We start from the raw sequence: 13,580 nt of genomic DNA, 5'->3' as shown, positions 1-13,580 counted from the left end.
CCCGCTGGGTCAGGCGGCGGCGCCGGCGGCCGGCAGCAGCCGCTGCAGCACGTCGGTGAGGGTGAGCAGCCCGGTCACCGCACCGTGATCGTCGAGGACGAGCGCCAGGTGGCTGCGGGTCTCGCGCATCAGGCGCAGCGCCTCGTACACCGGGGCCGTGGCGGGCAGGGTGAGCACCGACCGCATCAACGCCCGCGCGGTGTACACCGGCGGCGCGTGCAGGCTGTCGCGCACGTGCACCACGCCCTCGACGCCAGCGTCGCCGCGGACCAGCAGCCGCAGGTGCCCGCTGCGTTGCCCGGCCGCGCGGATCTCCGCCGGGGTCGCCTCCGGGGGGACACTGGACGGTGCCGGGTTCGGCCGCACCATCTCCCCGACGGTCACAGCCTCGAGTTCCAAGGCGCTGGTCAACTGACCGTGGTAGCGCTCGTCGAGGGTGCCCACCGTCGCCGAGTGCTCCACCAGGTGCCGCAGTGTGTCGGAGTCCTGACCGGAGCCGACCTGGTCGACCGGGGTCACCCCGACCTTGACCAGGCACCAGTTCGCCATCCGGTTCAGCGCGTTCAGTGCGGGGCGGGTGGCCCACATGAACCCGCGCATCGGGATCGCCAACATCGTCGCCGATTTCTCCGGGTGCGCGATCGCCCACGACTTCGGCGCCATCTCCCCGACGACCAGGTGCAGGAAGGTGACGACGATCAGGGCGAGGACGAACCCGGCGATGTCCGCCGCCCACAGCGGGGCGCCCCATCCCTCGAAGGCCGGGGTGAGCCAGTGGTGCACCGCGGGTTTGGTGATTGCACCGAGCGCGAGGGTGCAGACCGTGATGCCGAGCTGGGAGCCGGCCAGCAGCACCGACAGCTCCGACGCGCTGCGCAACGCGGCTCGGGCCGCCCGGCTGCTGAGTGCGGCGTCCTCGAGCCGGTGCCGGCGGGCCGCGATGAGCGCGAACTCGACCGCGACGAAGAACGCGCTGGCCGCGATCAGCCCGACCGTGACGACCAAGACGATCCACGGACTACTCATCGGCCGACCATCCTTGCTGTTCGACGTGAACGGTGACGGACACCGAGGACGGCACCCGATTGGCGACCCCGCGAACCTGCGCGGTGAGGTACCGGCGTGGGGGATCGTCGTCGGCGATCAGGTCGGCCGGGTCGGGCGCGAGCGGGATGTCCACGGTGTCTCCCATGCGGGGCAGACCGCCGAAATGGGCGATCACCAGCCCGGCGAGCGTCTCGTAATCCCCGTCCGGCACGGGGTGCCCGACGATGCGTTCGACCTCGTCCAGATGCAGCCCTCCGGGAACCGTCCAGCCGTCGGCGGCGGACCCGATCACCGTGCTGGTGTTGGCGGGGTCGTGCTCGTCGGCGATCTCCCCGACCAGTTCCTCCGCGAGATCCTCGATCGTGACGATTCCGGCGAATCCGCCGTACTCGTCGATGACCAGGGCCATCTCCTCCTTCCTCTCGGTCAGCTGGGCGAGGACCTGCGGCAGCGGCAGCGAGGCGGGCACGATCACCGGCGGCCGGCACCGCGACCCCGCGGTCCCAGTCGGCTCGGCACCCAGGAGGTCGTGCAGGTGGATCACCCCATGCAGGTCGTCCGAGCTCTCACCGACGACGGGGTAGCGGGTGTGCCCGGAGCCCATCCGGTCGAGCACCGCGGACAGCGGCTCGGCGGCGCGGACGGTGTCCACGTGTGCGCGCGGGATCATGGCGTGCTCGGCCGTCTCGGTGGGGAAATCGAGAATGCGGTCGAGCAGGGTGGACAACTCCTTCGGCAACTCACCGGTAGCGCGGGACTGCGCGACGATGTGCGCGAGATCGCGCGCGGTCGCCGAATGCTCGACGTCGTGCACCGGCTCGATCCGCAGCGCCCGCAGCAGCAGGTTCGACGACTGGTCGAACAGCCGGATCAACCAGCCGAACAGCCTCAGATACAGGGTGGTCGACAGGGCCAGCCAGCGGGCCACCGGTTCCGGACGGGCAATGGCCAGGTTCTTCGGGAACAGCTCACCGAAGACCATCTGGACGAAGGTGGAGAACCCGATCGCGAGGATCGCGCCGACCCCGATCCCGACCGCGGTCGGGACCCCGACGCCGCCGAGGAGTTCCCCGAGGCCGCGGCCGATCAGAGGTTCGGCGACGTAACCGACCAGCAGGCCGGTGACGGTGATGCCGAGCTGGGCACCGGAGAGCATGAACGAGGTGCGCCGGGTGACTGTCAGCGCCCGGGCCGCGGCGGTGTCACCGGCCTCGGCGCGGGCCTTCAGCCGCGAGCGGTCCACCGCCATGTAGGCGAATTCCTGGGCCACGAAATACCCGGTCACCGCGGTGATGGCGACCACGACCAGGATCCCGAACATGATGCTCACAACGATGGTCACCATCTGCTCACCCGCAACCGGGTGATGGGGCTGCGATCAGCAGCACGGGGCGGGCGGGGTCTTCGAGGTTTGCGTTTGCGCGAAGCGCTGCTCATAACTCTCTCTGCAATTCGGGGACACGAACGTCGCTACCAGGACGACGACCCAATGGTAAAGGGTTCTTTACAATCCGGTCTGCGGGCGGGGTCCCCGAACGCCCGCTCTCCACACAAGTGCCACCTGCTCCCGGAGGCGCTTCGTTCGCTGCGTGCCGCGATGTGGCACTCCTTCGGCTCGAGTTGCACACCGGTGCCCCACCGGTGACGGTGGCTGGGGACGAACTCGCACCATTGACAACAACGGCAGAAGACGGGCCGACCTGGCCGCCGACTGCCCGGAAAGGGAGGCGGTCGCGCGATGACCTACACCGTGCAGGTGACCCGGGACGGCCAGTCGTGGTTACTCGAGGTACCCGAGTTCGGCATCGCCGGCCACACCTGGCGCCTGGCCGACGCCGAAGCCGACGCACCCGACCTCATCGCCGCACACCTCGCCGTGCCCCCCAGCGCGATCCGAATCAAGGTCTGTGTGAACCGTTCCTAGGCTCCGGTCGTATCCACCAGCATGATCAGCCACGGCACCGAGCAGCAGCAGGACACCCGGCGGCGACGCCGATCATCGGCGGCCAGAACGCCACCCACACCGCTCCCGCAAGGGCGCACGGGCATCCACCAAGTGTTCGTCGTCGGTCAGTCGGTCACCTGCCGGATGTAGAGCAGGATGTCACCGGCCTCGATTGCAGCCACGTCGGGTGTTCCGCTGCGCAGCAACCGTCCGTCGCGCACCACACCGAGGACGATGTCCGGCAGCTGCTCCGGTAACTCGCCGACCTCGCCGAACTCGACGGCGCGTTCGGCGATCGCGAAGCCGGTCTCCGGGGTGAGCAGGTCCTCGATGATGTCCACCACGTTCGGGGTGGTGGTGGACGCGCCGAGCAACCGGCCCGCCGTCTCGGAGGAGACGACCACGGTGTCGGCGCCCGACCGGCGCAGCAGGTGCGCATTGTCGGCTTCGCGAACCGAGGCGACGATCTTCACGTCCGGTGCGAGTTCGCGCGCGGTGAGCGTCACCAGCACCGCGGTGTCGTCGCGACTGGTGGCCACGACAATCGACGCCGCGTGCCGGGCACCGGCCAGCCGCAGCACGTCCGACTGCGTCGCCGACCCGTGCACGGTCACCAACCCCTGCCCGGTTGCGGTGTCGAGCACCGCCGGATCGGTATCGACGATCACGATGTTCGCGGGGTCGACGCCATCACCGAGCATCGCGGCGACGGCGGCGCGGCCCTTGGTGCCGTACCCGACGACGACGGTGTGGTCGTGGGTGCGGCGCCGCCAGCGTTGAATCTTGTAGCTCTGGCGGGAGGTCTCGGTCAGCGCGGCGAGGGTGGTGCCGACCAGGACGATGAGGAAGAAGATCCGCAGCGGCGTGACGACGAGGATGTTGACCAGCCGCGCCTGTGCGGTGATCGGGGTGATGTCCCCGTAGCCGGTGGTCGACAGCGACACCGTTGCGTAGTAGAGGCAATCGAGCAGCGAGAGCGGGTTCTCCTGCACGTCGCGGTAGCCGTCGCGGCCGAGATACACGATCAGCACCACCGCGGCCAGGGCGGCGAGCGCGTACCCGATCCGCCGGGTGATGGCCCGCACGGGACTGCGGTGCAGCTGCGGCACCCGCAGGATTCCGACCAGCGCGAAATCGGGGCGTTCGGTGAGCACGTCGGACCGGCTCAGCCGCGCGCGCAAGCTACCGCGCATCGCTCGATCACCTCGTTCTCGTCGCCGGCCTCGCGGCGGAGCCTACGCGCCGACAGCTGCCGTCAACTCACCACCGGACCATCGGGGCCTTCGCAACGTTCTCGTCCCCGTTTCGATCAGGCCGGGGAGTGGGCGGGTAACGACGCGAGGTCAGGTCAGTTCGCTGAATCGTTCGGTGTCGCGGACCTGGCCGGAGACGATGATGGTGTCACCGGGTTCGATGACGGTGTCCGCGGTGGCGTAGGTGAAATCTTCGCCGGGGCGTTTGATCGCGACGACGGTGACCCCGTACGTGGAGCGGACGGTGGTCTCGCCGAGGCGTTTGCCGACCACGGTCGCGGGCGGGACGGTTTTGACCATGGCGAAGCCGTCGTCGAATTCGATGTAATCCATCATCCGGCCCCGCACAAGGTGCGCCACCCGCTTGCCCATGTCGTGCTCGGGCCGCACGACGTGCTCGACACCGATCTGCCGGAGAATCTTGGCGTGCGCGTTGCTGATCGCCTTGGCCCACACGTTCGGCACCGACAGGTTGATCAGCGCCGACGCGGTGAGCAGGCTGGCCTCGAGGTCGGAGCCGATCCCGACGACGGCCCGGTCGTAGTCGTGCACCGACAGTTGCCGCAGCGATTCCTCGTCGGTGGTGTCGGCGACCGCGGCGTGGGTGAGACGGTGCGAGATCTTTTGCACCACCGCCTCACTCGCGTCGATGCCGAGTACCTCGGTGCCCTGCTCCATCAGCTCGAGGGCGAGGGCCGTGCCGAACCGGCCCAGCCCCAGCACCACCACGACGTCGGAGGACGGTTTCCTAGCCAATGAAGGGCCTTTCTTCGGGGAGTTCGTAGCGTCGGTCCCGCTGCCGGGCGGCGAGCGCGCTGACCAGGGTGATCGAGCCGATGCGGCCCAGATACATCAGCAGCACCAGGATCAACTGACCCCAGTCCGGGAGTTGCGCGGTGATGCCGGTGGACAGGCCCACCGTCGCGAACGCGGAGGTCACCTCGAACAGCAGCACGTTCAGGTCGAAGTGGGTGCCGGCGAGCAGCACGATCGTCGGGACCATCACCAGGGCGACACCGATGAGCGCCACCGACAGTGCCTGCCGCTGCACCCGCGGTGCGATCCGGCGGTCGAAGATGGTCACCGACCGATCGCCGCGGACCTCGGCGACGATCGCGAACAGCAACAGCGCGAAGGTGGTGACCTTGATGCCGCCGGCGGTGCCGCCGCTGCCGCCGCCGATGAACATCAGCACGTCCGTCACCAGCAGGGTCGCAGGATCCATCTGGGCGTAGTCGACGCTGTTGAAGCCGGCGGTGCGGGGCATGATGCCCTGGAATGCGGCCACCAGTAGCTTCGCTCCGAGATCGTGGTGGCGCAGGGTGTAGCCCCACTCGAGGGCCAGCACCAGCGCCGGCCCGGCCACCAGCAGCACCGCGGTGACCGTGACGGTCAGCCGGGTGTGCAGGCTCCACCGTCCGGAGGTGGTGCCGCGGACCCGCCGGCCCACCTCGAACAGCACCGGAAAGCCGATGCCGCCGAGGATCACCGCGGCCAGCAACGGCACGCAGATCCACGGGTCGTCGGCGAATCCGATGATGTTGTCGCTGTACAGGGCGAATCCGGCGTTGTTGAACGCCGAGATCGAGTGGAACACCCCCAACCACAGGGCCCGGCCGGGCGGCTCGTCGTAGCCGACCGCGAACCTCATTGCCAGGCACAGCGCGGTGACAGCCTCGATGAGGATGCTGACCCGGACGACGCCGACGACGACGCTGCGCACGTCCCCGAGCCCGGAGGCCCGGACCTCGGCGGCGGCGTTGAGCCGGGCCCGCAGCCCGATCCGGTTCGCGAGCATCAGCCCGACCAGCGACGCCATCGTCATGATCCCGAAGCCGCCGGCCTGGATCAGACCCAGGATGACGCCCTGGCCGAACCCCGACCAGTGGGTGGGGGTGTCGACCACGACGAGCCCGGTCAGGCACATCGCCGACGTCGAGGTGAACACGGCGTCGATCACGCCGGTGTCCATTCCCGGTTGACTCGCCGCCGGAATCAGGAGCAGGCCGGTGCCGACCGCGATCGCCGTCGCGAAACCCAGGGCCACCACCCGGACCGGGGTCAGGGTCACCCGTGCCGCCGTCCAGCGCAGCGGGGAGCCGGGCGCGCCGGTGCGTGAAGTCACGAAGAGGAGAGTAGACCCGGACGCCGACTCCGTAGTGTTCGAATGGCGCCGCGCAGCTAGTTGTTGCGGGTCATGACGTTGTAGACGCCCGGCGGAGCATAGGCTGAGCGAAGGGGACGGGCCTTCCGACGGCAGGATGAGAAGTACCACCAACGCATCCGCCGACAGGAAGAACCCGTCCGTGCTCCACCGTAACGCGCCGCTGTCCGTCGAAGGCCGCCGCCGACTCGTCGAACGTTGCCAGACCCGTCCCATCGCCCACGTCGCCGCCGAGATGGGCATCTCCCGCGCCTGCGCCAGCAAATGGGTAACCCGCTTCCGCGAGTTCGGGGAACTGGGACTGCTGGATCGCCCGAGCGTGCCCCACCACCAACCGACCGCCACCCCCACCTCGGTGGTGGCACGGATCGAGAAGCTGCGCCGCGACAAGAAATGGTCGGCCCGCCGCATCGCCCACGAACTGAGCAGTGATGGCACCGCGATATCCGTGCGCACCGTCAGCCGACACCTGGCCCTCCTCGGACTGAACCGGCGCAAGTTCCTCGACCCCACCGGTGAGAGCAACCGTGAACCAAGGCGAATCGTCGCCCGCTGGCCGGGGCACATGGTGCACGTGGACGTGAAGAAGGTCGGGCGGATACCGGAAGGCGGTGGCTGGCGTGCCCACGGCAAGGGCTCTGACCAGGCGAAGGCCGTCGAACGCGCCAAGGCTGCCGGAGCCCGCGCCGGATACGTATACCTGCACTCCGCCGTCGACGGGTTCTCCCGCCTTGCCTACACCGAGGCTTTGACCGATGAGAAAGCCTCCACAGCAATCGGATTCATGCATCGAGCCCGGGTGTTCTTCGCTGCACACGGCATCGGCCACATCAATCGGATCGTCACCGACAACGGCTCATGCTACCGCGCGAAAGACTTCGCCAAGGTCCTGCACGGCGCGCGCCACCAGCGGATCAACCCATACACCCCACGGCACAATGGCAAGGTCGAGCGCTACAACCGGATCCTGTCCGAGGAGTTCCTCTACGCCCGAACCTGGACCAGCGAGCAGCAGCGCTCACAAGCTCTCGAAGTGTGGAACGTGCACTACAACTACCATCGACCTCACACTGCCGCCGGAAACCGGCCACCCGCGAGCAAGCTCCACGCCGGTGTCACCAACGTTATGGCCTCATACAGCTAGTGCACGTCGAAGACAGCCTTATTGCCTTTCGGGTCGGGCAGCGGTCTGCGTGGCTCGCGCATCCCGCCGCCTCCGTCGTCATTTCTGTCGATCCACACGGCCAGCGCGGAACCAGGGTCGACCAGTGAGCCTGGTGTGGGTGCTTGTGCCGTGATCACCCCGGTGGGCAGGTCGGACTTGCCTAGTGGCCCGGCGTCCGCTTCGGGACCGCGTAGCCAGAGACCGGCGTGGTCGGCCGCACGCCTGGCCTTCGAGGGGGACATACCGATGACGTTGGGGACCACCACGAGGTCACGATGGCGTCGAAACATCGGGTGTCACCACCTCGCCGCGAAACCGGAGGGAACAGTGTGCACAGTCGACGATACGTGTATCGACAACGACGACGACCGCAATCGCCGACGTACTCGCCGTCGGCGTCGCTCTCCGAGCGGACACCGCACTGTGTGTTGCACCGGTTCGACAGGCTCGGGTGGAGATCGTCGATCGGCGGTGGTCGACGGAATCCGCGTGGACAAGCGCCGGTCCGACCTGACCCCTGCCTGGGATACGCCACACCCCGGCTGTCCGTGGACACTGGGGGTGATGAGCGGCGGACTGCGACCCCAACCCGCGTGGGAAGCCCGATGCTTGGTGCTGCTGCCGCTGCGGCGCGACGATCCTGACCGACTCCACCGACGCCGACGGGTGGACCGTCCACCCCGGCGACCCATTCTCCGCGCACCCGGTGATCTTCCCGGTCTGCCCGCACTGCGCACCGGAACTGCGGACCCGGTATTGGGGTGCGGTGGACCCGGGCGGCGGCCTCGACCAGTGAGCCGGATCCGGATTTTCGAGCCTTCCGACCCTGTTCACCGCCTGCCCGTTGCCACGTCTGTTCGATGGGAAATACGCCCTGATCGGCTATGACGCCAAGGTTGAGGGCATTGCCGTTCACCGGAGAGCGAGAACATGTCCCTGTTCGTGGTGGAGTGCACGTATTCGGCCGATACCGTCGCCGGGGGTGGCGAGCATCCGGGTGAGCGACACTTCGGCGAGCGCTGTGTCGGAGAGCATTCCGGTCTTGGGGATGTCGGTACCGCGCAGGATCCCCTCGGCGACCACCGCACCCACCGACAACCCGACGTACAGGTAGCCACCGACCAGTGATCCGCCGGGGCAGACGCGGTCGTCGTGGACCGGGTCGAACCGGCCCTGCCGCGGTACCCGCATGGTGCGGGTGTTGATCGTCAAGCCGTCCGCGAGCGGGGCGATGGCGGCGGAGTTGAAGCTGTTCGGCGGGAAGGAGCTGTCGGTGCGGTGGATCCGCCACAACTCGGTGCCGGCCGCAATGGTGTCGGTGTGCGCGGGTGCGCCGTTGCACGTTCGCACCCGCTCACATGCCTCGGCGTGCAACGTCGAGGACGTTGTCGATCGCGATTTCGGTCAGCTCGCCGGCCTCGAGGTCCTCGAGGGGGCTGCGGCCGTCGAGGATGTCGGTGGCGGTCAGCCACCACGACGCCGCACCGTACGGGTCGTCCGCCACCGCGAGTCGCCGGTTCGCGTACTTCACCAGGTCATAAATCTGGTGGCGTGCCCGGTCGAACTGGAACAGCGGGTACCGGTAGTCCGGGCGGGCGCCGATCGGCAACCCGATCAACTCCCCCGCCTTCCGGCGTTTCTGTGCGACGCTGCGGATCGGCTCACTGGTCGGCGCCAGAATCGTGGCGACCTCCTTCGAGTCGATCACCTCGAGGGCGTCGAGGACCGACCTGCGGGCCGTGGCCAGCGGCGAGACGGCGTCGGCGTCGGTGACGGTCGCGATCAGTGACTGCGCGAGCTGCAACCGCTCCGTCTGTGACAGGGCGGCCGCGGAAAACCGGGTGAGCGCGGTGACCACGTCCCCGCCCGCCTCCTCTGCCCCCAGCGCTGTCGGTTCGGTACCGCGCCGACCCGCGCGGGGCCCGGGCTCCGGGGCGTTTCCGCCTGCCTGCACCAGGGCGAGGCGGAACTCGGCGAAATAGGTACCCAGCGCCCGCTCGAGCCCCTCGACGCGGATCGACTCGGACATCCGCGCCACCACCACCGGGTCGATGGCAGGAGCAGGTCCAGAGGAGAACGCTTCGGCACTCATCCCACCCTCCCAGGTACGATTCTTGCAACTACGTACCTATCGTACCTTCGAGTGGTCGATCCGTCGATGCCCCAGCCCAGCGGCCCAGACTGAGGCCAGTGAGTGTGCCGCCTATTCCCCTCACAGTTCTCACCGGCGGGTCTCGCACCGAGCGGACGGGCACGGAGGGGCGGGGCGGGGATCGACGGTCACCTCGTCCGTGCCCGCGAAGACCCGGCGCCGTGCGCGATCACCCCGCCCCGTACGCCGGCACCGCTGACGCGGACCACCGCCCAGCGCATGGCGCCGAAGGCCATGATTCCCACCGGATCATGGCCTTCGCGACAGGATGTCCACGATGCGCACCGGGACGATATTGCAACTCACGCGACCGGTTTCTCCGCCTGAGCGTCACGGAAAGCTCGCTGGATCTCGGACGGAATTCGGCCACGCGAGGACACCTCATGACCCGCCCCGATCGCCCACTCACGAATCTCCCTCGACGACTTGCTCGCCGGAGCTTTGCTCACCACTTCCCTCGCCGCCGGCACTTTCGCCGCGACCGGCTTCTTCCCGGCCGACGTATCCCCAACTCTTTTCTTCTCCCCCGCCTTGGTCGCGGCTGTCTTCTTCGCGGCCGTCTTCGTCGTGGGAGCCGTGATCGCCGTCGCCGGCTTCACCAGAACCCTCGCGGCGGTCTTCTTCGCGGCGGCCTTCTTTACCGGCGCCGCCTTTGCCCGAACGTGCTTCGCCTGAGCTTCATGGAAAGCTTGCTGAATCTCGGCCGGAATTCGGCCACGCGAAGACACCTCATGACCCGCCCCGAGCGCCCACTCACGAATCTCCCTCGACGACTTCTTCGCCGGAGCCTTACTCACCACTTCCCCCGCCGTCGGCGCCTTCGCCGAGACCGTCTTCTTCACGGCCGTCTTCTTCACGGCCGTGTTCGTCGCCGGAGCCGTTACAGCCTGAGCCTTCTTCGCCCGAGCCGTCGCCGCGGCCGGGTTCCTGACAGCTGCCTTCGTCGCGGCTGCATTCTTCGCGGCTACCTTCTTTACTGGCGCCGCCTTTGCCTGAATCTGCTTCGCCTGAGCCTCATGGAAGGCCTGCTGAATCTCGACCGGAATTCGGCCACGCGAAGACACCTCATGACCCGCCCCGAGCGCCCACTCACGAATCTCCCTCGAAGACTTCTTCGCCGGAGCCTTACTCACCACTTCCCCCGCCGTCGGCGCCTTCGCCGCGACCGGCTTCTTCACAGCCGTCTTCTCCGCAACCGACTTCGTCGAAGCTTTTTTCATCGCGGCCGCTTTGTTGGCGGCTGTCTTCGTCGCCGGAGGCGTGCTCGTCGTCGCCGACGTCACCGGAGCCTTCGCCCGCTTTCCCGCAGTCGTCGCCGCGACCAGCTTCTTCACAGCCGTCTTTGTCGCGGCCGTCTTCTTTACCGGCGCCGCTTTCGCCTGAACCTTCTTCGGCTGAGCGTCATAGAAGGCCTGCTCGATCTCGGCCGAAATCCGGCCGCGCAAGGACACCTCGCGACCCTCCCCGATCGCCCACTCACGAATCTCTTTGGTTGTCTTCTTCGCCGAACTGTCAGAACCCCTCGGTGATATCGCCATGTGTCTCCTTCTTCGCTGGGCAACCGTCGAACGCACACAGTAACGGCAGGCGGGCACTCCCGGTAATCAGGAAACTCTCCCGAACTGACAGGTCATCGTTCCCAACCCATCGCCGATCTGGCATGCCGACACGATCTTCCTGGAGTCCCACTCGCGACGCACCAGTCTTGAGGCAGTAAGAGTGCGAATACGATTGGTAGTCAATAACTTTGGTTGCCGCAGCACGATAGAGCAAAGTTGGGATTGCGCTATAGGGCAGGCGGTATCCGTCAGGCCTAGTTTCTCCGATTCCGGATCAGCGATTCTCGATCCGTGTGTCTATCACGTAGGAATATGCATCTGTGTGTTTCCTCGAGTGAACCCTGATCCAGACAGCGCCACTCAATTGCGAGCCAGGATAATCAAGATCAGTGACCGGTCAGCGATCGCCGCTCGCCTCCCGGGCAAGTAAGTCGAGCGGGTCCGCGTCCGTTAGGTGCCGACCTCGTCCCGGTGCGGGCTATTGACAGGCACAGTTGACCGAGACCGCCCTCTACGACGCGGGAACAAGCCGGCGCTACGCCTGAAGATCTCCAGAGCCATCCCGCAATGAAATACTGCTATAGACGAGCTGAACTCACCGATCCTGAGAATCATGCCCCCGCTCATACCGGTCGGGCTGGTCGTGCGCGAACAGTGCGGCTGTGGTACCCGAGGACGCCACGAACCGGTGGACCGTGCTTATCGAGCAGGCTTCCGGCGTCTGGTCGTCGCCTTCGATGCTCACTCTCAGCCCGCCCCCTTTAGCTCCACCACTCGATCGGGGATCTCCCCCATCGCATCTTCAACGGCTGAGCGTCCAATACTCCGCTCCGCCGGATCCACATGGGGGTTTGCCGAACAAGTTATGGATGGTGCTCACGGCCACCGCAGCCGCAGCCGCAGATGTAAGCGTCCTGATCAGGAGCATGCTCGACGAAGTCGAACACCCATTAGCCGACGACGAATTCATCGTTGCGCTGGCGTGCCGCTCCCTTCCGATTGTTGTTTTGAGCTGTCGGCCGTCGGATGCCGATTATCGTGGGCTGTGATCCCAACGACACCGCCAGCTACTGCTCGGAGAAGGATCGAGATGGACAACTTCATTCATCTGACGGGAGACAGCTGGAACTTCTGGTCCCCATTTTCCGCCCACAGTAACTTCCTGGCTGATCGATGTAATGGGCCAGCTTTCGCGGGCGGGAATCATCCCCGGCGGCAGCTGAGTATCGAGGTATGCCGCAGTGGCGGCGGTCCCCGCACGGCGCCGACGACACCGAATGGGTCGCCGTCGTCGAACTCACCGAGCAGTCTCCGGACGGCACGCGTGATCTCGATGTGCGTACTCGTGGCACGGTGCACTGGATTCAACCGGATACGTAGCCGATCCAGCAAACGCGGACAACATGGCGAGAATCTCGATGCCCCGTCCGCGGCTGTCGGACGAGACGGCGGGCCTGCGACCCTGTTTCCCACGCTTTTTCTGGGATCGCTGACCGGTCACCGGACCGACGTGGAGTTCGCTAACAGGCTCCGGTGATTGGGCAGGCCCAACTGCGGGCGATCTTCCAGATACCGTCCTCGGCGACGAACGTCACCGGGACCACGTCACCACGCGGGTTGCCGTCGACGGCGACCTGCCCACGGGCAGATACTTCCCCTCACCGATGCTGGTTACCGAGGTGAACTCGACCGTCAGTTCCTCCTGGACGAAACGTTGGGCGAGCGCCGGACCGCTCCCACTCCCCCTGCAACAGCTTCACACGATCGGCAACCGAACGAAAGCCGAACGTCTATCGGAGCGGCGGGTACGCCGTCCCGTTGCCGACCCGGACAGGCAGCCGCACCGTCGGAGAAGAGCCGAATTGCACACCAAGCCGCTCGGGGAACATCTGAATCCTGCGGAAGAGGTGGATCCGGCGCCTAACGGTCGTCGGCGACGCTGGCGAACGAGACGGTGGATGTGACGCCAGTTACTTTCGAGCGATACCCTTCGGTATCATTCGCCGTGTCGCTACCATCAAGTGCACACCGTTCGCCACCTCATTAGAGGTGACCGAGTGTGGATCATCCGGGTTCGTCCCGGTCCCCACCGATGTCGAGCCCAGGCATCACCGCACCGACACGCACTGTGGCCGTGGCGTCGACCCGATCACAGTCCCGGTCCTGGCCAGCCGCTGCCCGACTGCCGCCTTCAGCGGCATCGGAAGTAACTGCAATGCGTCGAGGATGCATGTCTCACAACCCTTTCGGACGGCCATGCGCTACACACCCAGTCGACCCGGTTACCCAAAAGGT

At 66.9% G+C, this 13,580-nt stretch carries 13 protein-coding genes; 3 read left to right on the top strand and 10 right to left on the bottom strand.

Translation table 11 applies throughout. From position 1 onward, the window contains the following. Nucleotides 1-9: 9 nt before the first annotated feature. Both JVH1_RS41240 and JVH1_RS41235 read right to left on the bottom strand, forming a co-directional pair. Nucleotides 10-1,026, bottom strand: coding sequence for a hemolysin family protein (locus JVH1_RS41240; protein ID WP_043779572.1), 1,017 nt, complete (start codon nt 1,024-1,026; stop codon nt 10-12). Then, entirely contained in the window at nt 1,019-2,392 is a 1,374-nt protein-coding gene (locus JVH1_RS41235) for a hemolysin family protein (protein WP_043779575.1), read from the bottom strand. Before JVH1_RS41235 ends, JVH1_RS41240 begins: the two co-directional genes overlap by 8 nt. Before the next feature lie 393 nt (nt 2,393-2,785). Between JVH1_RS41235 and JVH1_RS41230 the strand changes: the two genes are divergently transcribed. Next, a complete protein-coding gene (locus JVH1_RS41230) occupies nt 2,786-2,971 on the top strand; it encodes a hypothetical protein (RefSeq protein ID WP_009475884.1) in 186 nt (61 codons plus the stop codon). On the opposite strand, the gene JVH1_RS41225 is transcribed toward JVH1_RS41230, so the two are convergent. The 4 genes from JVH1_RS41225 to JVH1_RS41210 form a co-directional block, all read right to left on the bottom strand. Continuing rightward, on the bottom strand, nt 2,968-3,096 hold the full coding sequence (locus JVH1_RS41225) for a hypothetical protein (RefSeq protein ID WP_009475885.1): 129 nt from the start codon (nt 3,094-3,096) through the stop codon (nt 2,968-2,970). The genes JVH1_RS41230 and JVH1_RS41225 overlap by 4 nt on opposite strands. Nucleotides 3,097-3,117: 21 nt before the next feature. After that, a complete protein-coding gene (locus tag JVH1_RS41220; protein WP_009475886.1) occupies nt 3,118-4,185 on the bottom strand; it encodes a TrkA family potassium uptake protein in 1,068 nt (355 codons plus the stop codon). Between the two features lie 150 nt (nt 4,186-4,335). Further along, entirely contained in the window at nt 4,336-5,001 is a 666-nt protein-coding gene (locus JVH1_RS41215; RefSeq protein WP_237735163.1) for a TrkA family potassium uptake protein, read from the bottom strand. Further along, nucleotides 4,994-6,370, bottom strand: coding sequence for a TrkH family potassium uptake protein (locus JVH1_RS41210; protein ID WP_043779577.1), 1,377 nt, complete (start codon nt 6,368-6,370; stop codon nt 4,994-4,996). Before JVH1_RS41210 ends, JVH1_RS41215 begins: the two co-directional genes overlap by 8 nt. A 181-nt stretch (nt 6,371-6,551) precedes the next feature. On the opposite strand from JVH1_RS41210, the gene JVH1_RS41205 reads away from it, so the two are divergent. After that, entirely contained in the window at nt 6,552-7,553 is a 1,002-nt protein-coding gene (locus JVH1_RS41205) for an IS481 family transposase (RefSeq protein ID WP_371113093.1), read from the top strand. Here the strand turns inward: JVH1_RS41205 and JVH1_RS41200 are convergent. The 4 genes from JVH1_RS41200 to JVH1_RS41185 form a co-directional block, all read right to left on the bottom strand. After that, nucleotides 7,550-7,864 (bottom strand): PASTA domain-containing protein, encoded by a 315-nt coding sequence (locus JVH1_RS41200; RefSeq protein ID WP_009480792.1) that lies wholly within the window; start codon nt 7,862-7,864, stop codon nt 7,550-7,552. The genes JVH1_RS41205 and JVH1_RS41200 overlap by 4 nt on opposite strands. A 622-nt stretch (nt 7,865-8,486) precedes the next feature. After that, nucleotides 8,487-8,924: a hypothetical protein gene (locus JVH1_RS41195; RefSeq protein ID WP_009480794.1), complete on the bottom strand. Its 438-nt coding sequence runs from the start codon at nt 8,922-8,924 to the stop codon at nt 8,487-8,489. 4 nt (nt 8,925-8,928) lie between these two features. Beyond that, the gene (locus tag JVH1_RS41190) at nt 8,929-9,666 is read right to left on the bottom strand and encodes a hypothetical protein (protein WP_009480795.1); all 738 of its coding nucleotides are present in this window, start codon (nt 9,664-9,666) and stop codon (nt 8,929-8,931) included. Between the two features lie 362 nt (nt 9,667-10,028). Next, the gene (locus tag JVH1_RS41185; RefSeq protein WP_009480797.1) at nt 10,029-11,264 is read right to left on the bottom strand and encodes a histone-like nucleoid-structuring protein Lsr2; all 1,236 of its coding nucleotides are present in this window, start codon (nt 11,262-11,264) and stop codon (nt 10,029-10,031) included. A 1,254-nt stretch (nt 11,265-12,518) separates the two neighbouring features. On the opposite strand from JVH1_RS41185, the gene JVH1_RS41180 reads away from it, so the two are divergent. After that, entirely contained in the window at nt 12,519-12,665 is a 147-nt protein-coding gene (locus JVH1_RS41180) for a hypothetical protein (RefSeq protein ID WP_009480799.1), read from the top strand. The last annotated feature ends 915 nt before the right edge of the window (nt 12,666-13,580 follow it).

Origin of the sequence: Rhodococcus sp. JVH1, from assembly GCF_000280725.2 — a bacterium.
GTDB lineage: Bacteria > Actinomycetota > Actinomycetes > Mycobacteriales > Mycobacteriaceae > Rhodococcus_F > Rhodococcus_F jostii_A.
This window is presented reverse-complemented; position numbering and strand designations above follow the sequence as displayed.